The sequence below is a fragment of the Arthrobacter sp. HY1533 genome (assembly GCF_027568515.1).
GTDB lineage: Bacteria > Actinomycetota > Actinomycetes > Actinomycetales > Micrococcaceae > Specibacter.
Map to the genome: position 1 here is coordinate 79,485 of NZ_JANKZF010000001.1, position 24,104 is coordinate 103,588.

Sequence of the window (24,104 nt, forward strand, 5' to 3'; positions counted from 1 at the left end):
GAACAGTGGTTCTGATGCATTCGTGGCTTCCTGGCCCGCGGTCCAGAGAATTGCTGACCGGGCAAAATTCGCGCATTCCTGAGCAGAGGCCCGGAACGCTTCGTGGAGATTCGTAGCTGGACCCCAGAATTCCGGGCCCAACAGTCCATTATGACGGTGATTTAACATAAAGCGCGAATCGGTGGTGTGCGTCACGCTGATCGACCGAATTACTGCACCACACGCACTGACTTTGCCTCTGACCCCAAGAGTTCCTGTTGCTCAGCCGCCCGGCCACACTTAAAAGACAGCGGCCGGCCGGCGCCCAAAGGATGGGGCGCTGGCCGGCCGCTGTCTTGGCGGTTTCACACGGGGATGCCGCTACTTGGCAGCCTTGGTCTTCGCTGCGTACTCTTCCTGCGTCAGTTCAAGGGCAACGTTGACGTAGGAATCAGCGGTCATGGTGCCGGCGGCCGGATCCGTGGAGGCCACCTTGACGTCGTCCCAGGGGCTTCCCGTGATCCAGGTGGCGCCTGTCTTGTCTACGAGCTGGGCGAAGAAATCGTCCTTGACCAGGGTTTCGTAGGCTTCCTTGTAGGTCATGCCGACTACGTTGGGGACGGCCCGCTCGGCCTGGGCCGTGGTGGCCGTGGCGCTGGGTGATTCGCTGGAGGTGTTGGCGGGGGCGGTGGTGCCGCACGCTGCAAGTCCGGCAACAAGGATGGCGGTGACGGACAGCTGGATAAGTTTCTTCATGGGCCTAACTTCTTTGTTCATGGTGCGGGGCGGCGCAATGTGCCGCCCGGGTGCTTTGCAACCATCAATCCTAGCCCGTGACGCCACTGTCGATGGGTCGCCCTTCCCGTGGGTAGATTGTGCGCAATTTAATTGTGTACACTTGAACCATGCCCAACAACGATTACAGCCTTGACTCCATGGTCTGCTTTGCCATCTACTCGGCGTCAAATGCCGTGGCCAAGGCACACAAGGCGGTCCTGTCCCCGTGGGAGCTGACGTACACGCAGTACATTGCCTTGCTGGAGACGGATGCGTCCGCCGGGGGCATCACCGTCAGTGACCTGGGAGCCAGGATGAATCTCGATTCGGGCACCCTGTCCCCCCTGCTGAAGAGGCTCGACGCGCGGGGGCTGGTAACCCGGTCCCGGACGTCACCCGATGAGCGGGTGGTGACCGTGGCCATTACGGACGCCGGCGCGGACATGTTGGGGGAACTCCGCGGAAGCTTGGCAGGGCTGCGCGGCGCCTACGGCTTCGACAGCCAGGCCCAGGCCGACGCGCTGGTTGCGGAACTCCACCGCATCACCGAAGGCATGCGCCACCTTGCCGCGTCCAGCGGGGCACAGGCAATCCTGCCCCATGAACCATCAGAAAATGCAACGAAAGGCACCAAATGAACGCGCTGTACACCGCCGAAGCACTCGCCACCGGAGCCGGCCGCAATGGCCATGTCCGTTCCTCGGACGGCCGCATTGACCTGGGCCTTTCCGTCCCCGAGGCAATGGGCGGCGCGGGAACCGGTTCCAACCCCGAACAATTGTTCGCCGCCGGCTATGCCGCATGCTTCCATTCGGCACTTCAGCTCGTGGCCCGCACACAAAAGGTGGACATCACTGATTCCTCCGTGGGCGGCCAGGTCCAGATCGGCTCCAACGGCAAGGGCGGATTTGAACTGGCAGTCCTGCTCGAAGTGGTGCTGCCCGGTGTTGAGGCAGTGGCGGCGCAGGCACTTGCCGATGCAGCACACCAGGTGTGCCCCTACTCCAACGCCACGCGCGGCAACATCGAGGTCACCATCAAGGTTTCCGAAGACTAAAGCGCCCGCGAGCGGCGCCAACCAAGTGCCGCAATCCCCCACACCACCAGAAACAGGCCCACCAAGACCAGCCCGGCGTGGCCGAGGTCCAGCTCGGCCAGCCAGGTGGTGACGGGGTCGCCCAGGCCGAGCACATCGTGCAAGATGGCGGCCATGGTCAGCAGCGAAATGAAGAGGGCTGAGGTGGCCGACAGGCCGGTGATGACCATGTTGAAGCCAATGCGCCGGGCCGGGTTCATCACCGCCGAACGGTACATCTTCATCATGGCCATGCCGTTGGCGGTGTCGCACAGGGTCATGGCCGCCGTGAACGCCAACGGCAGGGCAAGGAGTGCTGCGGGCGAGATGCCTGCCAGGGCCGCCGACGCCGTCAGCAGCAGGAACGCAATCGTCGAGGCGGTGTCAAAGCCCAGGCCAAACAGGAATCCCAGCACGTAAATGTCGCGGGGACGCTTGACCTTCGAGAGCGGCTTGTCCATGAGCCGGGCCACCATGCCGGTCGGGGCCAGTTCCTCGTCCCCGACGGTGCCTCCGGCGCGGACCCGGCGGAAGAGGACGTTTGCCTTCAAGAATGCCGATCCGTTGAACAGGCCGATGGCCAGCAGGAACAGGGCCGAAACACTGGCGCCAAACAGGCCCAGGGCCATGTTTGCGCCGGATCCCTCATCCAGCACGGCGCCCATGATGCTGGCCCCGCTGACCACTAGGATGCCGGCAAGCATGACCACGGAACTGTGGCCCATGCTGAAGGCGAAGCCAACACTCACCGGGCCCCTGCCCTGGGCCGCAAACTTGCGGCTGGAGTTGTCGATCGCGGCAATGTGGTCCCAGTCGTAGCTGTGCTTGACGCCCGCCAAATATGCCGTGATGACCAGGCCAATGGCCAGCGGGTGGACATCGCTCAGCAGCGAGAACACCATGAGCCCCACAACTGCGATGTGCAGCAGGGCAACGGCCAGAAACGTGGCGCCCATCCTTCGGGCCACCGGAAGCTTTTCGCGTTCCAGATATCCAAGGCGGGCAACGGCAGTCATTAGTACTTCCTTAAGTTCAGGGGTTTTTGCGCGTACCACCGCCCGCGGAGCAGGTCCACGGCGGCGGCAAGCATTTCATTCAACGTTTCGGTCGAGTGGGACAGTGCCCTCACGGCAATTCCGGGACCGTCCAACAAGGTGATTCCCAGCTGGCCGGCCGGGTCCAGCGGCGCCATCAGGGCGTGGAGTTCGTCAACCAAGGCCGGCTCCACCCGGGCATCCAGCACAAGCAGCGAGCCCAGATGCGTGTATTCACGCATGAAGCAGCTGCTGTCCACGGGCGATCCCGTCCCGGGACGGATCAGCAGGTTGTCCAGGACCATGAGCCTGCCGTTGATGGAGATCTCGTTGCGCATCCGGATCTCGTCATAGCGGAACAGCTTGCCGTCGGGTGACCAGCCCGGCGTGACCACCTCGGCCATGACCAGCGAGGCCGTGGGATCCATCTCGACCTGCGTCACCTGCCCGTACGTGGCCTCGCGGTACGCGATCAAGGGATCGGGCAGCAGTTCCATCCGTGCGCCTGCGCCCAGCGTGATGCGCATGTGCTGCTCGGCCCGGTTGCCGGGCGTGCGGTACACCTTGGTGGCCGACTGCGTGGTCAACAGCAGGTCGGCGCCGTTGGCTACGTCCACCTCGATGAGGTACTTGTCGCCGCCCAGAAACGCGCCGCCCGGGTTGATGACCACATAGCAAACTTGCCCGGAATCATCCAGGTAGTGCGGGCGCAGGATCCGCAGCGCGCCGTCGTGGAACTGCTTGACCGCGATGTTGCGGCCTTCGCGCCGGTCGATGGACAGCTGCAGCGTGCCGGCCCACTCGAGAGGTGCACCGAGCCGGCCGACGGTGGCGGGGATCTCGACAGGCTCGATCACCGGTTGCTGCTCGATCACCGGGCGCGCCTCGATCGCCGGTTGCTGCTCGATCACCGGGACGGCTTGGGTCACCGGGGTTCCAGGTCGAGCATCAGCACGTCCCGCCGCAGCCAGTTCAGCACATGCTCCAGGCCGTCGTCGGTCTTCAAATTGGTGAAGCAGTAAGGCTTGGGGCCGCGGAACTCCAGGGTGTCGGCCTCCATGACTGACAGGTCGGCACCAACATACGGAGCCAGGTCCGTCTTGTTGATGATGAAGAGATCGCTCTTGATCATGCCCTGCCCGGCCTTGCGCGGGATCTTCTCCCCCTGTGCCACGTCAATGATGTAGATGGAGAAATCCACCAGCTCGGGGCTGAACGTGGCCGAGAGGTTGTCGCCGCCGGACTCGATGAAGATGACCTGCAGGTCCGGGTGCCGGGCCTCGAGCTCCTCCACGGCCGCCGAGTTCATCGACGTGTCCTCGCGGATTGCCGTGTGCGGGCAGCCACCCGTCTCAATGCCAATGATGCGGTCCAACGGCAGCACGCCGTTGGCGGCCAGGATCTTCGCGTCCTCGATCGTGTAGATGTCGTTCGTGATCGCGGCACTGGAAACTTCGCCGTCCAGCGCACGCGTCAGGCGCTCCACGAGCTGCGTCTTGCCGGCGCCAACCGGTCCGCCAATGCCAATCCTGATCGGCTTCATGTTTCTCTCCTTCAATTCGTAATTTAAGACATGAACATGCGCGCACGTTGGCGCTCATGCTGCATTTGGGCAATTTCCAGTCCTGGTGCCGTGATCCCAAAGTCCTCGCGCCCCAACTCCTGGATGAGTACGACGGCGTCACCCACCTCTTGGTGTGCGGCGGCCAGGACACGCTGGCCGGCACTCTGGCCGATCGGGATGCCGCGGATCGCGTTCTGCGTCAGCGAGGTGACAGTGGAAAACAAGTACGTGGTCAGCAATTCCTCGAAGGGAACGCCCAGGTTCTTTCCGGCCACCGCAAATGCCAGGGCCGGGTGGCCCGAGCACTCCCCCGCCTTCACGGCGGCCGCATAGGCCGCCAGTTCCGCGCAAGGGAAGACGGAACCGGCAATGTCCAGCATGCGCGCGCCCATCTTGACCCCGGCCTCCCGGATTTCCCGCGGCAGGGCGGCCGCATGCAGCTCCCGGTCCACCCGGAAGAGCTCCGCCTCCGTCTGCGCCTCGTAGGCGAAGCGGATGGCCAGGCCGTCCGAGTGGACCAATTGGATGCGGACGAACTGGGTCAGCCAGTTGGCAAACGTGGCCTCGTCATGGACGATTCCCTCGTGCAGGTGGCTTTCCAGCCCAAGTGAGTGGCTGAAAGCGCCGGTGGGCAGGGCCGAGTCGCTCAGCTGCAGCAGCGGCAGCAGGTAGCTGGGTGCGGCCCCCATGCTAGTGCGTGTGTTCTGCGTGGCGGAACGGAACGGGCATGACGCGCTCCTGTCGGGAGTACGGCACGCCAACATGCTTGAGGTAGTCCTCCACGGTGTGGTCGTAGGCGAGCACCATGACCTGGGCGCCGTATTCACTGTCCTCGCCGAAGAACTGGGCCTGCATGTGCCGGTTGCCCAGGTTGTGTGCCACGACGCCCATTTCCTTGATGGAACCCGGTGCAATCACCAGCACGTCGCTGTGTTCCACGGAAATGACAATGGCGTCCTTCCCATCAATGAACAGGACATCTCCGTCGCGCAGGTCCGCGTTCGTGTTTCCGGTCAGGCGGATGCCCAGTTCCCGGCCGTGGTCGGTGGTGACGCGCTGGATGCGCTTGACCAGCAGGGCCGAGGGCAGCACAACGCGCTCCTCGTGCAGCTTTTCCAGGGCGGCGGGGTCGAATGACTCCGTGGCGTCGTCAAATTTGTTGCCAAGGATGGCTTCAATAATCAAGGGTTCTCCTTTTAGAACAGGAAGTATCGCTGCGCCATGGGCAGCACGCTGGAGGGTTCGGCCGTGGCTACAACGCCGTCAACACGAACCTCATAGGTTTCGGGGTCCACCTGGATGTCGGGCATTTCGCCGTTCAGCTTCATGTCCGCCTTGGTGAGGTTGCGGATGCCGTGGCACGCGCGCACCTCGTGCTCCAGGCCCAGTTCCGCAGGAACGCCTGCGTCCACGGCTGCCTGCGACATGAAGGTGATGGAGGAGGAATGCACTGTCTTGCCCAGGGTGGCAAAGTTGGCGCGGAAGGTGCGTGGCTGCGGGGTGGGGATGGAGCCGTTGGGGTCGCCCATGATGCTCATGACCATCTGCCCGCCCTTGATCACCATCTCCGGCTTCACGCCAAAGAACGCCGGTTCCCACAGGACCAGGTCGGCAAACTTGCCTTCCTCGATGCTGCCCACGTAGTCGGAGATGCCGTGCGCAATGGCCGGGTTGATCGTGTATTTCGCAACGTAGCGCTTTAGCCGGGCGTTGTCGCCAACTTCGGGGTCGTTGCTGAACTTCCCCCTCTGGCGCTTCATGGCATCGGCCACCTGCCAGGTGCGCAGGACAACCTCGCCCACGCGGCCCATGGCCTGCGAGTCGGAGGAGGTGATGGAGAAGACGCCCATGTCGTGCAGCACGTCCTCGGCGGCGATGGTCTCCTTGCGGATGCGGGAGTCTGCGAACGCCACGTCCTCCGGGATGTCGGGGCTGAGGTGGTGGCAGACCATGAGCATGTCGAGGTGCTCGTCAATGGTGTTGACCGTGAAGGGCAGGGTGGGGTTGGTCGACGCCGGCAGCACGTTGGGCAGGCCCGCCACCTTGATGATGTCGGGGGCGTGGCCGCCGCCGGCGCCTTCGGTGTGGAAGGTGTGGATGACGCGGCCGTCGATGGCCTTGATGGTGTCTTCCACGAAGCCGAACTCGTTGAGGGTGTCGGAGTGAATGGCGACCTGGATGTCGAATTCATCGGCGATCTTCAGCGACATGTCGATCGAGGAGTGCGTGGCGCCCCAATCCTCGTGGACCTTCAGGCCAATGACGCCGGCACGAACCTGCTCGGCGAGCGGCTCGCGGGCGCTGGCGTGTCCCTTGCCCAGCAGGCCAACGTTGATGGGCAGGTTGTCCACGGCCTGCAGCATGCGGGCAATGTGCCAGGGGCCCGGCGTGACGGTGGTGGCCTTGCTGGCCTCTGACGGGCCGGAGCCGCCGCCAATGAGCGTTGTGACGCCGCCGGCCAGGGCCACGGGGACCTGGTCGGGGCTGACAAAGTGCACGTGCGTGTCGATGCCGCCGGCGGTCATGATCTTGCCTTCGCCGGCAATGATGTCGGTGGCGACGCCGATGGTGATGTTGACGCCGTCGGAAATGTCCGGGTTGCCGGCCTTGCCGATCTTGAAGATGTGGCCGTCGCGCAGGGCCACGTCGGCCTTGTAGATGCCTGTGTAGTCCAGGACGATCACATTGGTGATGACGGTGTCCGGGATGTCTTCATCGCGGGTGCGCTGGCCGTTTTGGCCCATGCCGTCACGGATCACCTTGCCGCCGCCGTAGACCACTTCCTCACCGTAGGTGGTGTGGTCCTTTTCAATTTCGAGGAAGAGTTCGGTATCAGCGAGGCGGATGGCGTCGCCCGTGGTGGGTCCGTAGAGGTCGGAATATTGCTTGCGGCTGAGTTCGAAGCTCATTTTCCGTCCTTTTCTGCGGTGGTGGCTGCGGGGGCCTGCCCGGCACCCGGGTGGGCTGATCCGGCGTCGAGCTTGCCATTGACGCGGTCGCGGAAGCCGAAGACCTGGCGGGTGCCCGAGTAGTTGATGAGGTTGACCGTCTTGGCGTCGCCGGGTTCGAAGCGCACTGCGGTGCCCGCCGGGATGTCCAGGCGGCGGCCGTGCGCGGCGTCGCGGTCAAACTCCATGGCGTCGTTGACCTCGGCAAAGTGGTAGTGGGAACCCACCTGGATGGGCCTGTCGCCGCGGTTGGTGACTGTCAGTGAGATGGCGTCGGAGCCGGCGTTGCACTGCACGGGCTCATCACGCAAAACGTATTCCCCAGGTTTCATGGGAGGACTCCTTGTGGCGCGTGGGGATTTTTAGCGGATGGGGTTGTGCACGGTGACGAGCTTGGTGCCGTCGGGGAAGGTAGCCTCGATTTGAACGTCCTTGATCATGTCGGCCACCCCTTCCATGACGTCGGAGCGGGACAGGATGGTGCTTCCCCAGCTCATGAGGTCCGCAACTGTTCGTCCGTCGCGGGCGCCTTCGATCAGCTCATAGCTGAGAATGGCGACTGCTTCGGGGTGGTTCAGTTTCAAACTGCGGGCTTGCCTGCGCCTGGCCAAATCTGCGGCGACGACGATCATGAGTTTTTCCTGCTCACGGGGCGTCAAATGCATGTATTCCTCCTCAGGGAACTAACGGATTCAAGTGTCCACCCGTTATCTGCAACCGGCAAGGGATTGCGCCGGGAGGTCCGTGGAATATGGCTAGATTAGCACCTTGGATTCTGGGAGCAAAACTCGCATTCTGGCGCGGGATTCCGGGGCAACCCGGGTGCGCAATTGGTGTCTGGCCGGGCGGATGTTTGTGTCGGCGATTGTGGCAGGTCCTGGGGCGCCTGGCCTTCCCGTCCCCGCTCAGGCGTAGGCTGGCGGACATGGAGCAGGCACAGTTCTCGGCAATGGCCGGCAGGGTGGTCGCGGCATTGCCGGATGTTGAGCCCGTGGTTCCCGGCTGGTGGACGGTGGTTGGAGCATTCACGCCGGTTGTTGCCCTGGCTGCTGCGGTGGTGGCCGCCGTGGTTGGCTACCGCAACCTGCGGCAGCAACAGGCCGCAGTCGCGGCACAGGTGGCCGCCCATGAACAGACCCTGGCGCAGAAAACGGCGGCCGACGCCCGCAGTGAGTGGTGGCGGCGCACCGAGTGGGCACTTGAGGCGGCCGCTTCGGCAAACCCTGCCTTGTACGCCTATGGGACGGGAATGCTGGGCCTGCTGGCCACGAGCACGTTGGCGGACGATGCCGACAAGGAGCTCCTGGATGCCGTGTGGAGAAACAGTTCCACGGGCTTGCGGGATGCGGACATTGAACGGCTCCTTCTTGCGGCAGATGCGCCACCCGGCCTCGCGGCAGGCGCGGAGGGGCCGGTGGGCAGCGGGCAGCTGCTGGAGACCCTGAGACGCGAGATCCTGGCCGCCCGGTTGAAGGTGACGCTGGACGACCAGCTCCGCCGCGGGACGTCACAAACCGTCAAGCACCTGGCGGAGATGACGCTGCCACCCATCCCTGTATTGCCCTAGGGATGCACCAGGGGTCCGCACCTGCCGGCGCGGACCCCTGGTGTGACTTTACTGGTGGCCGAGGCGGCGGTGGGTCCACCGGTTGCTTTGCCCATCAAACTCAACAATGCAGGCGCCGGGGGTGGTGCTCGCAATGGCGATTTGGTCCAGCAGGGATTCAGTCATTTCCTCAGTGCCTGAAACGTCGCGGCGATACAGCGGAACGCCCTGGGAAGTCCCGTGGTCCATCCGGATGAAAGAATTGTTTGCCACGGTGGCGATCTCGGTGGCATTGACCACCAGTGACGGCAGCTTGACCCAAACATTGGACATGGTGAGTTTCCTTCAACTAGGTGTGAGCCCACGTTATAGGTGCCCGGCGGGTGGGGCCAGAGGCAGCTGCCCAATTGGCGCCCGCCCTAGCCGATGAGCTCGGCCATGACGGCGGTGCGGACCACCATCTTGCCCGTGTTGGCGCCCTTCATCATGGCCAGGAAGGCGTCCACGGCGTTGTCGATGCCGTCCACCACGGTTTCGTCGAAGGCGATCTTGCCTGCCGTGAACCACCCGGTCATGTGGCCGTTGAACTCGGGGGCCAGGTCGAGGTAGCTGCCCAGGGTGAAGCCCTTGAGGGAAAGGCCGCGTGTGATCATGTTGACCATGTTGTCCGGGCCCACCTTGCGGTCGGTGACGTTGTAGCCGGCGATCGCGCCACACAGGGCTGCCCGGCCGCCGGGGTTGAAGACGTCCAGGGCTGCTTCAAGGTGGTCCCCGCCCACGTTGTCGAAGAACACGTCGATGCCGTTGGGTGCGGCCGCGGCCAGCAGCTCGCGGACGGGGCCGGACTTGTAGTTGAACGCGGCGTCGTAGCCGTACTTTTCCGTCAGCAGTGCCACCTTTTCGTCACTGCCGGCGGAGCCGATCACGCGGCCGGCACCCAGCAGCCGGGCGATCTGGCCGGCCGCCGTGCCGACGGCACCTGCAGCTCCCGAAATGAAGACAGTGTCGCCGGGCTGCATGTTGGCAATGGCCGTCAGGCCCACATAGCCGGTGAAGCCTGTCATGCCCAGGATGCCCAGGTAGACCGAGAGCGGCACGCCGGGGATTTCCGGAACCACCTTGAATCCGGCGGCGTCCTCCTGCACAACGTCGCGCCAACCGAACTGGTGCAGCACCACGGAGCCAACTGGGATGCTCTCGCTGGCGGACTCCACCACACGGCCGATGGCCCCGCCAGTCATGGTCTCACCCAGGGCGAAGGGGGCCGAGTAGCTCTTGGCTGCGCTCATGCGGCCACGCATGTAGGGGTCAACCGACATGAACTCGTTGACCACCCGAATCTGGCCGGGCTGCAGTTCCCCCAGCTCCACCTCGACGGAGGAGAAGTCGGCGGCGGTGGGCCAACCAACGGGGCGGGCGGCGAGCTGGATGTGGGTGCTGACTGTGGGGGTCACGGTGGGCTTCCTTTGGGGTGGCGGGGCCAACGGCTCCGTGCTGCCTGGATTCGCCGCACGTGGCCTATAATGGATTGACTGTTCCACTATATAGTGGACTGACCGATTCACAAAAAAGGGGCCCTCGTGGGACGCACACAATTGTTTGATACGGACCAGGCCGTCCGCTCCGCCCGGGCGGTGTTCTGGGAGCGGGGCTACGAGGAGGCGTCCCTGCCCGAGCTGGAGCGAGCCACGGGCCTGAGCCGCTCTAGCATTTACCATGCCTTTGGCAGCAAGCGCGGCCTCTTTGACGCCGCCGTGGCCAGCTACCTGAGCGAGATCATCCGCCCCCGGCTGCTCCCGCTCACTCCCCCGGACGTTGCCCCGGATGCGGTCACCAACTACTTCACCGGCCTCCGCGCGGCCCTCGCCGCGACGGGCACGGAGCAGTCCCACAATGGCTGCCTGCTCCTGAATGCCGCAGGGGCGCCCATCTCCCACGAAGCCGCCGTCAGCGGCGCGATCGCCGGGTACCGCGAGGAGCTGCAGTCTTCATTGGGTCACGGACTGGCCGCCGCGCGTCCCGCCATGGACGACGGCGCCCGTCACCAGCTGGCCACGGTGCTCAGCTCCCTCGTGGTTGCCGCCATGACGCTGTCCCGCGTGGACAACGCGCAGGCACTGGCCACGCTGGACACTGCCCTGGCGCTGCTGGCGGACTAGTCAGGCTGGACGTTGCAGGGCGAACTTGATTTCCCAAAATCCGAAGACGAGCAAGCCCACGACAAAGCCAGCAATCCACGACATGACACTGTCATTTGCGCCAGCCAGCGCGCACATCACCGGGTTGGGAGGCTCGGGAAGACGGCCAAGAAAGTCACTGGACGGGGACATGAATGGTGGCGGGCAGTTGGTTTGCCCTATCCATTTGAGCAACAGGCCGGTGCCCACGAAACCGCCTACACCGCTGCCGATCTCCCAGCCGCGTTCTGACGCTGTTGTTCCCGACATCGTGCCTCCCTGGGGCAGCTTCCAATCAATGGTTGCGCCTGTGCACAATTTTGCGCCCACAACCTGCTCTGCACAACAGCCGCAGGCACCAAGCTGCTGCAACTACCAGATGTGGCCGATGTGGTGCAGCGCCCGGACCATGTGGCTGACCGCCTGGGGCATGTGGGCCTCCCCCGTGGCGGCAAAACCGATCAGCAGCGCGGGCCGCCCGCCGCCGTCCAGGTAGTAGTCCCCGAGGGCATAGGTGTAGATGCCGCGGTCGGCCAGCTGGGCCGCCAGCAACTGGTCGTCCACGTGCTCCGGCAGCCAGCCGATCACGTGCATTCCGGCATCCACCGGTTCCGCCGTGATGAAAGGGTGAAGCTGGTCCCGCAACGCGGCCAGCAGGGCATCCTGGCGGGCAAGGTAGAGCCGGCGCGTGCGGCGGATGTGGGCGTGCAGGTGGCCCTCGCGGATGAAATCCGTGGCCACGGCCTGCAACAGGGTTGACGGGGTGCGGCCAATGACCTGCACCGCCGCCTTGAACGGTTCCACCAGGTCCGTGGGCAGCACCGCGTAGCCGATCCGCAGGGACGGGAACATGATCTTGCTGAAGGTGCCCACGTGGATCACGTGCTGGCTTCGGTCCAGCCCAAACAAGGTGGGCATGAGCGGGCCGCGGTAGCGCAGTTCGCTGTCGCAGTCGTCCTCAATGATCCAACTATTGTTCTCGTTGGCCCACTTGATCCATTCCATGCGGCGCCCCAGCGACATGGACACACCCAGCGGATGTTGCCGGGACGGGGTGACGAACATCAGGCGCCCCGGTTTGTGGAGGGCCGCCCCGGCGGCCAGGTCGGCGCCGTCGGCATCAATGGGGATCCCGCGCACAGTGCAGCCGTTGGCCAGGAAGGCGAGACGGGCCGCAATGTGCCCGGGATCCTCCATCCAGACCTCATCGCCGGAATCCACCATGAGCAGGGCCAGCGCATTGAACGCCTGTTGCGCCCCTGTGCAAATCACCACTTGTTCAGCCGTGGCGCCAATCCCCCGGGCATCGTTGAGGTAGTCGGCAATCGCCTCGCGCAGGGGGCGGTGTCCGAAGGGATCCCCGTAGCCGAGCATGTCCACGTCGCGCCGCTCGCCGTGCCGGGCAAGCAGCCGCTTCCACGTCCGGACGGGAAACGCGTCCACGCCCACCTGGCTGGGCACAAAGGATTCGGCGTCGTCCGGGTTCCAGGATGCGGGTGCGTGGCTGGTGAGTTCACTGCCCCTGGACGAGGTGGTGGCCGAGGCCCGGGCCGAGAGCACTGGCCGCTCCGGCGCCGGCTCGGCGGCAAACTGGCTGCGCCATTCCTCGCCCACATAGGTGCCATCCCCGGCGCGTGAGCGCAGGAAGCCCTCGGCGCACAGCTCTTCGAAGGCGTTCACAATGGTAATGCGTGAGACCCCCAGCTCCGCCGTCAAGGTGCGGGTCGAGGGCAGCCGCGCCCCGCCCGGCAGCTGCCCGTTGAGCACGTGGGTTCGGATCTGCAGGTAGATCTGCCGGTGCAGCGGCGTCTCGCTGGTCCTGTCCAGCGCAAAATCACCCAGCAGGCGCCCGCCGGTTTCCTTCACCACGGCCGGCTCCGGGCGGATTCACGCGTTTTCATGGACTCGATCCTAGTTGAACGGCAAAAGCACGACGGCGTCCGGGCCACCGGGGGTGGGCGGGCACGCGGGCGCCCGCCCCCGGGGGGGGGGCCGCACGCCGTCGTGCATTTTTGGAGCGGCGCGATGCTAGGCGGACACGGCCGCCAGGGCCTTGTTGCGCTTGGCCATGCGGGCCAGGCCCATGGCGACTGTGCCACCGAGGACAGCCAGGGCACCCATGATCATGAAGACCAGGTGGTAGCCGGCCGCACCGGGGTTGGCGTCGAGGATGGCGCCGTAGATGAGGAAGCCGAACATACCCGGGGCGTAGCCGATCAGGCAGGCCACACCGAAGGCGGTGCCGCTGATTTCCTCGGGGATGCCCACCTCATCCATGGGGGCCCAGAACACGCCGCGCATGGTGAAGACAATGAGGGAGAACAGCAGGCAGGCGGCCATGGCCACGATGCGGAACGTCTCGCCCTGCGGCATGAGGATGATGATGGCCATGACGGGGATGAGGGCGAAGAAGGCCAGGCCCAGGTAGCGGCTGGCGCTGCCCACCTTCTTGTCGGCGAGGTAGCCGCCCAGGGGGCCGCCGGCAATCTTCAGGCCGTACTGGTTGATGATGCCGAACACGCCCACCAGGGCAACGGGCAGTCCGTAGACGTGGGAGAGGTACGGGATGAAGTACGTCAGGCCAACATAGACGATGTAGACCATGAAGACGGTGGCGCTGACCAGCCACAGCTGGGGCATCTTGGCAATCTGCTTCAGGGCGTCCAGCACATGCGGCTTCTTTGCCGCGGCCGCAGGCACTTCCCCTGCCTCGCTGCGGGCGGCCGCGTTCTTGCCCAGCAGGAAGAACAGGAGAACACCGATGGCAACGTCGATCAGTGAGTAGGTGATGATGGCTGCGCGGAAGCCGCCCATGCCCGAGCCCATGGCGACGAAGATGCCCAGGGCCGAGAAGGCCACCAAGGTGTCGACCACGCCGCGGCCGCCCTCAAGGAAGCCGAACATGCGGCCTTGTTCCTTGCTGTCACCCAGTGCGCGCACGCTCTTGAGCAGTGCCGGCCAGAACAGGCAATCGGAGCAGACGGCCAGCATGGCAAAGAGGATGAGCAGCTGGTTGTAGCCGGGAAAGGTGCTCATGTACAGGCCAATCGCGCCCGATCCCACCAGGCCCAGGGCAATCACGTTGCGGGTCTGGAATCGGTCTGCCAGGTAGCCGCCCACCACGAACAGTGCCGTGGCCACAATGGAGTTGATGCTCAGCAGCATGCCGATCTCGGTGTTGCTCAGGCCCAGGTGTTCCTGCATGGGGACGTAGAAGACGTCCTTGAGGTTGGCCAGCTTGTAAATGGTTCCCCCGCCCATGACGAGCAGGGCAAACCTGGACCACTTCGCTTTGTCGAAGGTTTTCATGATTGGCTCCAGTTGGTTGTTGCGCCGGTGCCGGCTGCAGCCATTGCAGCGGATTCCAGGCGGCATTCGGCAAGCTCGCGAAGTTGCGCCAGCACCGATCGGACGTGGGTAAGTTGGTTTACTGCCCATTGGGGTTCCTGCACCAGCATCTCTGCCAGGCTCAGCCCCTCCGGAAGGTCGGTTGTGCTCATGTCCCGGTAGGGGATGAACGGGTTCGGGTCTTCGTCCCGCAGGCGGAACGCCGGTGCCCGGTAGTGGTTTTCCTGCTCGAGTGCGAAGGCGATGAGCTGGGGTTCGCTGTCGCCGAGCATCAGCAGCTCAAAGAGCATGCGGGGGCCGGGGAGATCGTCCTCGGCGCCGCCCTGAAGGACGCCGCGGTGGCCGAAGCCATTGCCTTCGGGGATGATCTTGATCCCCTTCAGGTGCACCTGGCGGATATGTGGGGCAAGTTCGGCCAACGCATCCATGGGGCGCTCACAGGCGTTGACCATGTTGCCGAAGTCAAAGAGCGCGTGCAGGCGGGGGTGGTTGATTTTCTGCAGGGCCGCTGCAATCTCGCCGCTCTTCAGTTCCTCGTGCTGTTCAAAGTAGAACTGGAGATCGTGGGTGTCGGCCAGTTCGGCCAGGTACGCCAGGTCCTCATCCACCCTGACGAGCACCTCTGACAGGAAGCCCTCATAGCGTGAATAAGCCCGGATGTGCGTCACGCCCAGGATGAGGGCAATGCGCACCACCTCGTCGACGTCTGCCTTTTCGGTGCTGCTGATTTCCAGGTGGACGTCCAGCCCCAATGCCTTGGCCTCGGCACCGAACTCCAGCAGCCCGGCGTCGTCCATCTTGCCCAGGCCGCGCTCCTCGCCGTCCAGCAGGTGGATGCAGACGCCCTTGAGTTCGTGATTGTGGGCGTAGACCAGAAGATCCCGGGGCCGGAGCGTGCCGTAGGTGAAGTTTCCCAGCAGCGAGTATGCGTGGGCAAAGAGCGGGATGCCGTCAATGCGTTCAATAAGCGTCCGGGCCAGTGCCGGCGTCAGCTCCGGAATTCCAGCGACCTCGCCGGCATCGAGATTTGGCGCCAGTGCGGCGGCGAATCGTGATTGTAAGTGCGGCATGGGGACTCCTTGAAGGCAATGTGTTCGACGTCACCCGCGAACGGGTAACTCAATTTTTAGCAAACAAATAGTCGGTCAGGTAGCGCCATTATTGACTCAGTCCTTAAGTCCATTTGGGCGGTGACGGGCGCATGGCGGAGAGCGGGCTCCCGGGCAGTAAAAAGATCCCCCTCCGCTGGCAGAACGCGAAAGGGGGATCTTTGGACAGTGCGGCAAGGCAGCCTACAGCAGTGGGACCACCGCCCTGTAGCCCTGGTCCATGAGCGTGCTGGGGGCGTCGAACACCTTGGTCCGGGACCGGTCGCCATACTGCGGCCAGCCGGGATCGCCCGTGGCCAGGAAGCTCTGTGCGGCCGAGTGCACGTCGTCGGCCAGCCCCTGCGGCGGGGCACTGCCGGCAACCTCGGCCACGCCGGGACGATCCAGGATGTCAAAGAAGAACGGCACCTCGAGGCAGTGGAAGGCGCAATCGTGGACCGGCGACCGCCAGGAGAAGCGGTACACCCAGGTTGGTGCAGTGCCCCGGGCGGCCAAGAACTCCACTATGAAGGTGCGGAAGATGGAATCGGTCAGGTACCGGCCCATGATTGCCGCGGTGCCGCCCGCCCGCACATCAGCGTTGGCCAACAGGTAGTTGCGGCGCTTGTCTCCCCGCAGCCCGATCCGCCCGAGCATGAAGGACGCGGGGATCCACTTGAGCTTGTTTTTGGCGTCGGCGAAGATCATGGAGAATTCATCGTCGTTGGCGCCGATGACCAGCGGCTTGCCCGCCCCCACACCTGCCCGGACGGACTCAATGGTGGGCTGGCTGATGAGATCGCCATCAATGACCGGGCCCAGGTTCAGCCCGTCCTGGGCCAGCGACTGCAAGGCCTTCAGGGGCGGCCCCGCCGGCATGACAGCCTTCTTTTGCAGTTCAAGCAGCGTTTCCTCCGGCACGGATTCAAAGCCGGCGCGTGTGGCTTCGACACCGGCCTGCCCCGCCAGTTTCCGGGCAAAGGCCTGGGCCGTCGCCGGCTTCACGTCGGCGGCAACGCCCGAGGAGCAGTAGACAGCGCTGAACAGGTGCTGGGCACTTGGCATCCCCAGCAGGGTCAGCACGGCGCCGCCGCCGGCCGACTGCCCCGCGATCGTGACCCGGTTGGGGTCCCCGCCAAAGGCGGCAATGTTGTCCCGCACCCATTCCAGGGCCAGGATCCAGTCCAGGACGCCACGGTTGTGCGGTGCGCCCTCAACCCAGCCGAAGCCCTCAAAGCCCAGGCGGTAGGACAGCACCACAGTAACGGCGCCGTCGCGGGCAAAGGAGCTGCCGTCGTACCAGAGGCTGGCCGGGGAGCCGGAGGTGAATCCCCCGCCGTGGATGTAGACCAGCACGGGCAGCCCGGCATCCGTGCCGGGAGATGGTGTGAACACGTTGACGTTCAGGGTTGACGGGCCGGGAACCGAGGGTTCCGGGATGAGCGTGATGCCGTTGTCGCCGCGCTGCGGCGTGGCCCCCATTTCCAGTGCATCACGCACCCCCTCCCACGGTGCGTGCGGAACAGGCGCGGCAAATCGCAGCGGACCCACGGGCGGTTCGGCGAAGGGGATGCCCAGGAACACGGCGCACTCGTTGCGCCAGGCGCCACGGACGGGACCCGCCGTCGTGCCCGCCTCAACATAGGTCTCCGTGGCCTTCACAGTGTGATCCCGTGGCCGAAGGGGAACAGCGCATCTGCGGTGTCGGAGGGCATGTCGGACCTGCTTTCTGCAACGGCAGCCATGCTCGAGGGAAGTTCGAACGGCAGGCGGCCGCGGGCGGGGCTGTCACCGAACAAGACGTCCAGGACAGCGTGGTCGGAGGCGCCGAAGTCCACAACAAGGGCTGCGGCGGTGCCGGCAAACGGGGTGAGGATGGCCGGACGGTCCAGGTAGATCTCCAGGACCGTTGGAACGGCTGCGCACACGGCATTGATGCGCTCGATTTCCTCCTGCGGGAACGCGAGAGAGCCCTGGTGGAAGAAGCTTTCAAAGACACCAGGGCGTGGTTCGAACGGCGCCGAGAGGCGCAGGAGCGCAACGTCAGCCTCAGCCGGTGAGTCCACGATCGTGCCGTAGCCGGCGGCCGTGGCGGGATCCAGTCCTTCGGCGTAAATGCGGATGCCGCGGGCCAGCGGCAGGGTGGGTCCGCCGTCGCCTCCGTTGGCCAGGACCGTGAGGGCCTCGCGCTGGGCGCGCTCCCCCGCGGCCCTGCATTCAGGGCTGCCGACGATCCGCGCGGCCGCCTCGACATCCACGAACGGGGCGTCGAACAGGCCCAGGATGAACTTTTCTCGCAGCAGCCGGCGGGCGGATTCATCCAGCCGCGCCTCCGCGATGGTGCCGTCCTGGACCAGCTGAACCAGAACTTCGGGGATGGCCTCGCCGCCAAACTGGTCGACGCCGGCCTCGATGACCTTGGCCATCCGCTCGGCCACCGAAAGGTGCTCCACGCCCCAGGCACGTGCCGGGAAGGGTTCGCCCATGATCTGGGCATCGCTGAGCAGGCCCCAGTCGGTGCAGACGATCCCGTCGAAGCCGTAGCGTTCACGGGCCAGCCCGGTGATGACCGACTTGTTGAAGCCAAAGCCCACTTCCTCGTGTCCGGTGCCCACCGGCATGCCGTAGTACGGCATGAGCTGGCTGGTGCCGGCCTCGAAGGCCGCCTCAAAGGGCTTGAGGTGGTACTCGAAGTTGTCGCCCGGGTACACCTGCTCGCGCCCGTGGGCAAAGTGCGGGTCTTCGCCGTCGAGCTGCGGGCCGCCGCCGGGAAAGTGCTTGGTCATGGTGGAGACGGAATCCGGGCCAAGGGTTTCCCCCTGGAAGCCGCGGATGTAGGCGGCGCCGAGCCTGGCCGTCAGTTCGGCGTTCTCGCCAAACGTGCCGTTTTGGCGGCCCCAGCGCGGCTCGGTGGCGAGGTCGATCTGCGGGTGCAGCGCCACGCGCAGGCCGACGGCTGCGTATTCCTGGCGGGCGATGTCGCCAAAGCTCTCCGTCAGTGCCTCATCGTCCAGGGCGCCGAAGCCGAGGGTTTCCGGCCACTGGGAGAAGGGCCCGGCCAGGATGGAGGCGCCGGGGTTGTTGGAGAAGTGGTGGCGCGGGTCGGTGGACAGTGTGACGGGGATGCCCAGGCGTGTGCCGGCGGCGAGTTCCTGCACGGCGTTGTGCCAGGCTGCCAGCTCGGCGCCGGAGGGGGCTGAACCCAGTACATTGAAGTGCGTCATTGCCTTGTCCACAACCATCTCGGTCACGCCCGGCAGCTTGAACGGGGAGTCGCTGGGCTCCAGCGTCCCGTTGCCGCCGGGGACCACCATGGTGTGGAAGAACAGCCCGGCCTTTTCCTCCAGGGTCATCTGTCCCAGCAGGATCTCAACCCGCTCCGCCACCGGGAGCGATGCGTCCCGGAAGCTGGTGTCGACGGCCTGGGCCTGCGGATCTTCATTGTTCACGCGTGCACTCCTCAAAGGTGGATGTTTGAAAACAGTAGCCCGCTCTGTTTTCAGCGTCAAGGGTTTTTTGTGCCCTAAGCTGGCTTCATGGCTGCACGAGGATCATATGCAAAAGGCATCGCCAAGCGCGATGAAATTCTGACCACCGCGCTGCGGGTCATTGCCGAACGCGGCTACCGCAAGACGTCCCTGCGCGAGCTTGCCGCGGCAGTTGGCCTGAGCCAGACAGGCCTGCTGCACTACTTCGGCACCAAGGAGGACCTGTTCATTGCGGTGCTCCGCAAGCGCGACGATGTGGACACGCAGACGTACATCGTGGAGGCCGGGGAAACCGAACGCATCAAGGGCTTCTTCAATGTGATCCGGCACAACGCGGATGTGCCCGGCCTGGTCCATCTGTACACCCAGTTTTCCGCCGAGGCCTCAGAGGCCGAACACCCCGCCCACGGTTACTTCCAGGAACGCTCGGCATATTTCCGCCAGATCATGGTCGCCGCAATCCGGGAAGACCAGGACCTGGGCCGGCTGCCGGCCTCCCTTGACGCTGACGGCATCGCCCTGCTCATGCTGGCGGCCAGTGACGGCCTCCAGAGCCAGTGGCTGCTGGACAGCACCGTGGACATGCAGGCCCACCTTTCCCTTCTTTGGGACTCACTGACCCGGGTATAGCAGCCACCAGGCTGCCCGGGCCACTGGACCTGCGCACCGTTTAGCCGCCAACCGCGCGCCACTCATGGAGTGGCGCGCGGTTGGCATTTAATGGTGCGCCGCTGCCGTGAATCCATGCAGCAAAACCCTTGTGCGCCGAAACCGAGCGATGTACGGTATTCACACACGGCTCAACGACGAGCCCCTTTTACCGAGGACTACCGACATGGCAATGACGTCCCAAGCAACTGGTGTGATGGATGGGCTGGCGGATCCGCCGCCACTGGTCAAGGGCAGCGTAAAGCGCCTTCTGGGCTGGATCATCCCGGCCAACATCAGCATTTTCATCATCTGGGGCGCGGTCCCCGGCATTCTTCTCCCGCTGCAGGTCGCAGGGGTGGACCCGGCCAACAAGATCGCCAACCTCGGCGTCATCTCCACCATTAGCTCCTTCGCCGCCATGCTGGCCCAGCCCATTGCGGGCCTGATCTCCGACCGCACGCGCTCACGGTTCGGGCGGCGCGCCCAGCTGATGGTGGGCGGCACGTTGATTGGCGGCCTGGCCCTTATCGGCATGGCCATGGCCAACTCGCTCGTGCAGATCGGCATTGCCTGGGTCATTGTCCAGGTCGCCTACAACTTCACGCAGGGCCCGCTCAGCGCCATCCTCCCGGACCGCGTTCCCCGCGCCGCCCGCGGCACGTTCTCGGCACTTGCCGGGCTGGGCATGATGCTTGGTGCCATTGGCGGGCAGATCGTCGGCTCCATGTTCGCTGCCAACATCCCCTTTGGCTACATGTTCTTTGCCGGCCTGGCCGTCCTGGTGATCACCCTCTTTGTGGTCTTCAACCCGGACCACGCCAGCAAGGACATGAAGCGTGAACCCTTCTCGCTCACGGTGTTCCTGAAGACGTTCTGGGTGAACCCCATGGCCCACCCCGACTTCTTCTGGGCCTTCACCGGGCGCCTGCTGCTCTACACCGGCTACTTTGCCGTCACCGGCTACCAGCTGTACATCCTTTCCGACTACATCGGCCTGGGCGACGGCGCAGCCGCAGCCATCCCGCTGTTCGGCCTCGCCAGCCTGGCCGGCATCATCACGGCAACCCTCATTGCCGGCCCCATGTCCGACCGGATCGGCCGCCGCAAGATCTTCGTCTTCGTCTCCTCCGTGCTCGTGGGTCTGGCCCTGATCATCCCCATGGTCATGCCCACCTTCACCGGCTGGCTGCTGTTCACTGTCATCTCAGGCCTCGGCTTCGGCGCCTTCCAGGCAGTTGACCAGGCACTCATGAGCGAGGTTCTCCCCTCTGCCGATTCCTTCGCCAAGGACCTGGGCGTGGTGAACATTGCCGCGACTCTGCCCCAGACCCTCGCACCGGGATTGGCCAGCATTGTGATCCTCACCTTCGGCGGCTACATTGCCCTCTTCCCCATTGGCATTGCCCTGTCCATCCTGGGCGCTTTTGCCGTCTGGTTCATCAAGGGTGTGCGCTAGGTGCCGGCCACCCCGAGCCGGACGACGCCGGACCGTCGCCGCCTGCTCGCCTCAGGCCTTGCGCTGCTGCTCGCCTTTGCCGTCTTCGCCTGGTTTGTGTCGTTGAACGTCAACGCCCCGTTCGTCCAGGGCCTCGATGATGCCTGGCGGGGGCTGGTGGGATCGGGGCCGGGTCCGGAAACGGCGCCCCTGCCCATGTTCTACCAGCACCTGGGCCAGGGACTTGGTGCCCTGCTGTTCATCGTCGTCATCCCCGGCCTGCTGTTCCTTGCCCGGCGCTGGCGTTCTGCACTGTTTGTGTTGGCCTCCATGGTCGGTTCAACTCTGGTTGCCCAGGTCGCCAAGAACCTGGTGGACCGCCCCCGCCCCGCCGCCGATGAGGCCAACGGGCTGTACGGGCCCCTGTTCCAGGTGGACCACGGCTCGCTGCCCTCAGGGCACTCGGTCACGATGGCGTTCATCGTGGTCGCCATGGCCGCACTTCTTCCGCCGGCCCGCCGTTGGATCTGGTGGATCGCCGGTGGACTGCTATCCGTAGGAATGGTGTGGCAGCGGACCCTCATCAACGCCCACTGGTTCTCCGACACCCTGGCCGGACTGGCCGCAGGCGCGGGCGCCACCCTGATCCTGTGGTGGGCGTTCGCGCCCCTGCTGGAGAAGGACCGCGGCAAGCCCCTGCGCAGGGCGAAAGCCCCCATCGATTCCCGACTGAAAACCACCGAAATTGGAGCATCATGACCAACCCCACCCCCGAACAAACCGTCGCGGCCCTCACCCTTGAGCAGAAGGCCGGACTGACCAGCGGCGCGGATTTCTGGACCACCAAGGAAGCCCCCGGCGTTCCCTCCATCATGTTGACGGACGGCCCGCACGGAGTCCGCAAGCAGGACGCTTCCGCCGACCACCTTGGCCTGGCCGGCAGCGTCCCGGCCACCTGCTTCCCCCCGGCCGTGGCGCTCGGTTCCAGCTTTGATGAGGATCTTCTGGTGCGGGTGGGCGAAGCCCTCGGAGAAGAGGCTCGGGCTGAAGGCGTTGGCGTGCTGCTTGGCCCCGGAGTGAACATCAAGCGCTCGCCCCTGTGCGGACGCAATTTCGAGTACCTCTCCGAGGATCCGCTGCTCTCCGGCGTGCTCGGTGCGGCACTGGTCAACGGGCTCCAGTCCCAGGGCGTGGGTGGCTCCCTGAAGCATTTTGCCGCCAACAACCAGGAAACGGACCGCATGCGCGTCTCCGCGGACATTGACGAGCGACCCCTGCGCGAGATTTACCTGCGCGGATTCCAGCGGGTGGTCCAGGATGCCCAGCCGTGGACTGTCATGTGCTCCTACAACCGCATCAACGGCACGTACGCCTCCCAGGATCCGTGGCTGCTGACCTCCGTGCTGCGCAACGAGTGGGGTTTCGCGGGCCTGGTGGTGTCCGACTGGGGCGCCGTGGTGGACCGCGTCGCCTCCCTTTCGGCCGGCCTGGACCTGGAAATGCCGTCTTCCAGCGGCCGCACGGACGCGGAACTGGTTGCGGCCGTCACTTCTGGCACCCTGGATGCAGCCATCCTTGACACTGCCGCCGCCCGCGTGGCGGAGCTGGTGCAGAAGGCGGTTGCCGGCGCGGATGCCAACGCCAGCTACGACGTCGAGGCCCACAATTCCCTGGCCCGCGAGGCTGCGGCGGCCAGCGTTGTGCTGCTGAAGAACGACGGCGTCCTCCCCCTTGCGCGCTCGGCCTCGGTCGCCGTGGTGGGCCACGTGGCCCAGGCGCCGCGCTACCAGGGTGCGGGCAGCTCGCAGATCAACCCCACCCGGCTGGAGAATGCGCTCCAGGAAATCCGTTCCCTGGCCGGCACCGAGGTCCCCTTTGCGCCCGGCTACGGCGAGGACGGCGTGGGGACGCCTGAGCAGACGGCCCAGGCCGTGGCTGTTGCGGGGGCTGCTGAAACCGTGCTGCTGTTCCTGGGCGTCCCCGCCAGCCAGGAGTCCGAGGGCTTTGACCGCGAGCACCTTGAACTGCCCGCGGCCCAGCTTGAACTGCTGGAGGCTGTCCTGGCAGCAAACCCGCGCACAGTTGTGATCCTCTCCAACGGAGGCGTGGTCCGGCTCTCCGGCTTTGCCCACCGCGTGCCGGCACTCGTGGAGGGATGGTTGCTGGGCCAGGCCGGTGGCGGGGCCATCGCCCAGGTGCTGTACGGCGTCGTCAATCCCTCCGGCCGCCTGGCCGAGACCATTCCGGTGCGGCTCGAGGACACCGCGGCCTTTGGCAACTTCCCGGGCGAGCATGGCCACGTCCGCTACGGTGAGGGCCTCATGGTGGGTTACCGGTGGTTCGACGCCCGCAACATGGAGGTGTCGTACCCGTTCGGGCACGGGCTCTCCTACACAACGTTCGAGCTCTCAGGTGCCAGCGCCGTGGCGGACGGAGCCGGCATCACCGTTTCGCTGACCGTCACCAACACGGGCGACCGCGATGGTGCCGAGATCGTCCAGGTGTACACGGGACTGGCCTCCTCCGCCGTTTCGCGGGCGCCGCGTGAGCTCAAGGGCTTCGCGAAGGTCCACCTTGCCGCCGGCGAAAGCCGGGCCGTGCAGTTGTTGCTTCGCCGCGAAGACCTTGCCTACTGGGACACGCGCGTTTCGGCATGGAGCGTGGAAAGCGGCAGCTACACGGTGGAGATCGGGGCCTCCAGCCGCGACATTCGTGCGTCCCTTGCCGTGGATGTTGCGGGCGATGAAGTCCGCGTGCCGCTGACTACCGACTCCAGCATTGGCGAGGTCATGGCGCACCCCGTGGCCGGCCCGATCATGACGGCAGCCATGGGCAGCGGCAGCAATGCTGGGCTCATGAGCGATCCCTCGATCCTGAAGATGCTGGCCTCGGCCCCCATTGGACGCATGATGGGCTTCCCGGGCTCTGGCGTTGAGCCGGAGCAGCTGGAACAGCTCCTGGCCATGGCCAACGCGAGCTGATTGATCCCCTCGT

At 65.2% G+C, this 24,104-nt stretch carries 25 protein-coding genes; 8 read left to right on the top strand and 17 right to left on the bottom strand.

Going from position 1 to position 24,104, the window contains the following annotated elements; genetic code table 11:
• Positions 1-360 precede the first annotated feature (360 nt).
• Positions 361-735, bottom strand: a complete 375-nt coding sequence (locus tag PCK14_RS00395) for a PASTA domain-containing protein (RefSeq protein WP_269936476.1) — start codon at positions 733-735, stop codon at positions 361-363.
• Positions 736-884: 149 nt separating this feature from the next.
• Between PCK14_RS00395 and PCK14_RS00400 the strand changes: the two genes are divergently transcribed.
• The gene (locus tag PCK14_RS00400; protein ID WP_269936477.1) at positions 885-1,394 is read left to right on the top strand and encodes a MarR family winged helix-turn-helix transcriptional regulator; all 510 of its coding nucleotides are present in this window, start codon (positions 885-887) and stop codon (positions 1,392-1,394) included.
• Entirely contained in the window at positions 1,391-1,813 is a 423-nt protein-coding gene (locus PCK14_RS00405) for an organic hydroperoxide resistance protein (protein WP_269936478.1), read from the top strand. The genes PCK14_RS00400 and PCK14_RS00405 overlap by 4 nt, the downstream gene beginning before the upstream one ends.
• Here PCK14_RS00405 and PCK14_RS00410 read toward each other — a convergent pair.
• The 8 genes from PCK14_RS00410 to PCK14_RS00445 are packed head-to-tail and all read right to left on the bottom strand — an operon-like array spanning position 1,810 to position 8,042.
• Complete coding sequence (locus tag PCK14_RS00410) at positions 1,810-2,847, bottom strand: HoxN/HupN/NixA family nickel/cobalt transporter (RefSeq protein WP_269936479.1); 1,038 nt, start codon at positions 2,845-2,847, stop codon at positions 1,810-1,812. The genes PCK14_RS00405 and PCK14_RS00410 overlap by 4 nt on opposite strands.
• A complete protein-coding gene (locus PCK14_RS00415; RefSeq protein ID WP_269936480.1) occupies positions 2,847-3,794 on the bottom strand; it encodes an urease accessory protein UreD in 948 nt (315 codons plus the stop codon). The genes PCK14_RS00410 and PCK14_RS00415 overlap by 1 nt, the downstream gene beginning before the upstream one ends.
• Positions 3,791-4,408: an urease accessory protein UreG gene (ureG, locus tag PCK14_RS00420; RefSeq protein WP_269936481.1), complete on the bottom strand. Its 618-nt coding sequence runs from the start codon at positions 4,406-4,408 to the stop codon at positions 3,791-3,793. The genes PCK14_RS00415 and ureG overlap by 4 nt, the downstream gene beginning before the upstream one ends.
• A 23-nt stretch (positions 4,409-4,431) precedes the next feature.
• Positions 4,432-5,118, bottom strand: coding sequence for an urease accessory protein UreF (locus tag PCK14_RS00425; protein WP_269936482.1), 687 nt, complete (start codon positions 5,116-5,118; stop codon positions 4,432-4,434).
• A 1-nt stretch (position 5,119) separates the two neighbouring features.
• Positions 5,120-5,614, bottom strand: coding sequence for an urease accessory protein UreE (gene ureE / locus PCK14_RS00430; RefSeq protein WP_442864641.1), 495 nt, complete (start codon positions 5,612-5,614; stop codon positions 5,120-5,122).
• A gap of 11 nt (positions 5,615-5,625) precedes the next feature.
• Positions 5,626-7,338 (bottom strand): urease subunit alpha, encoded by a 1,713-nt coding sequence (gene ureC, locus PCK14_RS00435; protein WP_269936483.1) that lies wholly within the window; start codon positions 7,336-7,338, stop codon positions 5,626-5,628.
• Positions 7,335-7,709, bottom strand: coding sequence for an urease subunit beta (locus PCK14_RS00440; protein WP_269936484.1), 375 nt, complete (start codon positions 7,707-7,709; stop codon positions 7,335-7,337). The genes ureC and PCK14_RS00440 overlap by 4 nt, the downstream gene beginning before the upstream one ends.
• Before the next feature lie 30 nt (positions 7,710-7,739).
• Positions 7,740-8,042: an urease subunit gamma gene (locus tag PCK14_RS00445; RefSeq protein WP_269936485.1), complete on the bottom strand. Its 303-nt coding sequence runs from the start codon at positions 8,040-8,042 to the stop codon at positions 7,740-7,742.
• Between the two features lie 260 nt (positions 8,043-8,302).
• Between PCK14_RS00445 and PCK14_RS00450 the strand changes: the two genes are divergently transcribed.
• Complete coding sequence (locus tag PCK14_RS00450) at positions 8,303-8,944, top strand: hypothetical protein (RefSeq protein WP_269936486.1); 642 nt, start codon at positions 8,303-8,305, stop codon at positions 8,942-8,944.
• A gap of 48 nt (positions 8,945-8,992) precedes the next feature.
• Here PCK14_RS00450 and PCK14_RS00455 read toward each other — a convergent pair whose 3' ends face one another.
• Both PCK14_RS00455 and PCK14_RS00460 read right to left on the bottom strand, forming a co-directional pair.
• Positions 8,993-9,256: a hypothetical protein gene (locus PCK14_RS00455; protein ID WP_269936487.1), complete on the bottom strand. Its 264-nt coding sequence runs from the start codon at positions 9,254-9,256 to the stop codon at positions 8,993-8,995.
• Between the two features lie 86 nt (positions 9,257-9,342).
• Complete coding sequence (locus tag PCK14_RS00460) at positions 9,343-10,377, bottom strand: NADP-dependent oxidoreductase (protein WP_269936488.1); 1,035 nt, start codon at positions 10,375-10,377, stop codon at positions 9,343-9,345.
• Between the two features lie 126 nt (positions 10,378-10,503).
• On the opposite strand from PCK14_RS00460, the gene PCK14_RS00465 reads away from it, so the two are divergent.
• A complete protein-coding gene (locus PCK14_RS00465; RefSeq protein ID WP_269936489.1) occupies positions 10,504-11,082 on the top strand; it encodes a TetR/AcrR family transcriptional regulator in 579 nt (192 codons plus the stop codon).
• Here the strand turns inward: PCK14_RS00465 and PCK14_RS00470 are convergent, their stop codons facing one another.
• From PCK14_RS00470 to PCK14_RS00495, 6 genes are all read right to left on the bottom strand, one after another.
• On the bottom strand, positions 11,083-11,370 hold the full coding sequence (locus PCK14_RS00470) for a hypothetical protein (RefSeq protein WP_269936490.1): 288 nt from the start codon (positions 11,368-11,370) through the stop codon (positions 11,083-11,085). It abuts the gene before it with no gap.
• 102 nt (positions 11,371-11,472) lie between these two features.
• The gene (gene pdxR / locus PCK14_RS00475) at positions 11,473-12,969 is read right to left on the bottom strand and encodes a MocR-like pyridoxine biosynthesis transcription factor PdxR (RefSeq protein WP_269936491.1); all 1,497 of its coding nucleotides are present in this window, start codon (positions 12,967-12,969) and stop codon (positions 11,473-11,475) included.
• Between the two features lie 159 nt (positions 12,970-13,128).
• Complete coding sequence (locus PCK14_RS00480; protein WP_269936492.1) at positions 13,129-14,409, bottom strand: MFS transporter; 1,281 nt, start codon at positions 14,407-14,409, stop codon at positions 13,129-13,131.
• A complete protein-coding gene (locus PCK14_RS00485) occupies positions 14,406-15,518 on the bottom strand; it encodes a sugar phosphate isomerase/epimerase family protein (RefSeq protein WP_269936493.1) in 1,113 nt (370 codons plus the stop codon). The genes PCK14_RS00480 and PCK14_RS00485 overlap by 4 nt, the downstream gene beginning before the upstream one ends.
• A 222-nt stretch (positions 15,519-15,740) precedes the next feature.
• Positions 15,741-17,198, bottom strand: coding sequence for a carboxylesterase/lipase family protein (locus PCK14_RS00490; protein ID WP_269936494.1), 1,458 nt, complete (start codon positions 17,196-17,198; stop codon positions 15,741-15,743).
• A complete protein-coding gene (locus PCK14_RS00495; protein WP_269936495.1) occupies positions 17,195-18,985 on the bottom strand; it encodes a glycoside hydrolase family 3 protein in 1,791 nt (596 codons plus the stop codon). The genes PCK14_RS00490 and PCK14_RS00495 overlap by 4 nt, the downstream gene beginning before the upstream one ends.
• A gap of 87 nt (positions 18,986-19,072) precedes the next feature.
• On the opposite strand from PCK14_RS00495, the gene PCK14_RS00500 reads away from it, so the two are divergent.
• The 4 genes from PCK14_RS00500 to PCK14_RS00515 all read left to right on the top strand — a co-directional run bounded on the left by PCK14_RS00500 (position 19,073) and on the right by PCK14_RS00515 (position 24,091).
• Positions 19,073-19,654 (top strand): TetR/AcrR family transcriptional regulator, encoded by a 582-nt coding sequence (locus PCK14_RS00500; protein ID WP_269936496.1) that lies wholly within the window; start codon positions 19,073-19,075, stop codon positions 19,652-19,654.
• A gap of 211 nt (positions 19,655-19,865) precedes the next feature.
• A complete protein-coding gene (locus tag PCK14_RS00505) occupies positions 19,866-21,131 on the top strand; it encodes an MFS transporter (protein ID WP_269936497.1) in 1,266 nt (421 codons plus the stop codon).
• On the top strand, positions 21,132-21,869 hold the full coding sequence (locus PCK14_RS00510; protein ID WP_269936498.1) for a phosphatase PAP2 family protein: 738 nt from the start codon (positions 21,132-21,134) through the stop codon (positions 21,867-21,869).
• Positions 21,866-24,091 carry a glycoside hydrolase family 3 C-terminal domain-containing protein gene (locus PCK14_RS00515; RefSeq protein ID WP_269936499.1) on the top strand — a complete coding sequence of 742 codons (2,226 nt, stop codon included), beginning with the start codon at positions 21,866-21,868 and terminating at the stop codon, positions 24,089-24,091. The genes PCK14_RS00510 and PCK14_RS00515 overlap by 4 nt, the downstream gene beginning before the upstream one ends.
• The last annotated feature ends 13 nt before the right edge of the window (positions 24,092-24,104 follow it).

Bases quoted from the DNA above. Each gene is read 5' to 3' on its own strand.
- PCK14_RS00395 (WP_269936476.1), bottom strand. From the start codon at position 735: ATGAAGAAACTTATCCAGCTGTCCGTCACCGCCATCCTTGTTGCCGGA.
- PCK14_RS00400 (WP_269936477.1), top strand. From the start codon at position 885: ATGCCCAACAACGATTACAGCCTTGACTCCATGGTCTGCTTTGCCATC.
- PCK14_RS00405 (WP_269936478.1), top strand. From the start codon at position 1,391: ATGAACGCGCTGTACACCGCCGAAGCACTCGCCACCGGAGCCGGCCGC.
- PCK14_RS00410 (WP_269936479.1), bottom strand. From the start codon at position 2,847: ATGACTGCCGTTGCCCGCCTTGGATATCTGGAACGCGAAAAGCTTCCG.
- ureG (WP_269936481.1), bottom strand. From the start codon at position 4,408: ATGAAGCCGATCAGGATTGGCATTGGCGGACCGGTTGGCGCCGGCAAG.
- PCK14_RS00425 (WP_269936482.1), bottom strand. From the start codon at position 5,118: ATGGGGGCCGCACCCAGCTACCTGCTGCCGCTGCTGCAGCTGAGCGAC.
- ureC (WP_269936483.1), bottom strand. From the start codon at position 7,338: ATGAGCTTCGAACTCAGCCGCAAGCAATATTCCGACCTCTACGGACCC.
- PCK14_RS00440 (WP_269936484.1), bottom strand. From the start codon at position 7,709: ATGAAACCTGGGGAATACGTTTTGCGTGATGAGCCCGTGCAGTGCAAC.
- PCK14_RS00445 (WP_269936485.1), bottom strand. From the start codon at position 8,042: ATGCATTTGACGCCCCGTGAGCAGGAAAAACTCATGATCGTCGTCGCC.
- PCK14_RS00450 (WP_269936486.1), top strand. From the start codon at position 8,303: ATGGAGCAGGCACAGTTCTCGGCAATGGCCGGCAGGGTGGTCGCGGCA.
- PCK14_RS00455 (WP_269936487.1), bottom strand. From the start codon at position 9,256: ATGTCCAATGTTTGGGTCAAGCTGCCGTCACTGGTGGTCAATGCCACC.
- PCK14_RS00470 (WP_269936490.1), bottom strand. From the start codon at position 11,370: ATGTCGGGAACAACAGCGTCAGAACGCGGCTGGGAGATCGGCAGCGGT.
- PCK14_RS00480 (WP_269936492.1), bottom strand. From the start codon at position 14,409: ATGAAAACCTTCGACAAAGCGAAGTGGTCCAGGTTTGCCCTGCTCGTC.
- PCK14_RS00485 (WP_269936493.1), bottom strand. From the start codon at position 15,518: ATGCCGCACTTACAATCACGATTCGCCGCCGCACTGGCGCCAAATCTC.
- PCK14_RS00500 (WP_269936496.1), top strand. From the start codon at position 19,073: ATGGCTGCACGAGGATCATATGCAAAAGGCATCGCCAAGCGCGATGAA.
- PCK14_RS00505 (WP_269936497.1), top strand. From the start codon at position 19,866: ATGACGTCCCAAGCAACTGGTGTGATGGATGGGCTGGCGGATCCGCCG.
- PCK14_RS00515 (WP_269936499.1), top strand. From the start codon at position 21,866: ATGACCAACCCCACCCCCGAACAAACCGTCGCGGCCCTCACCCTTGAG.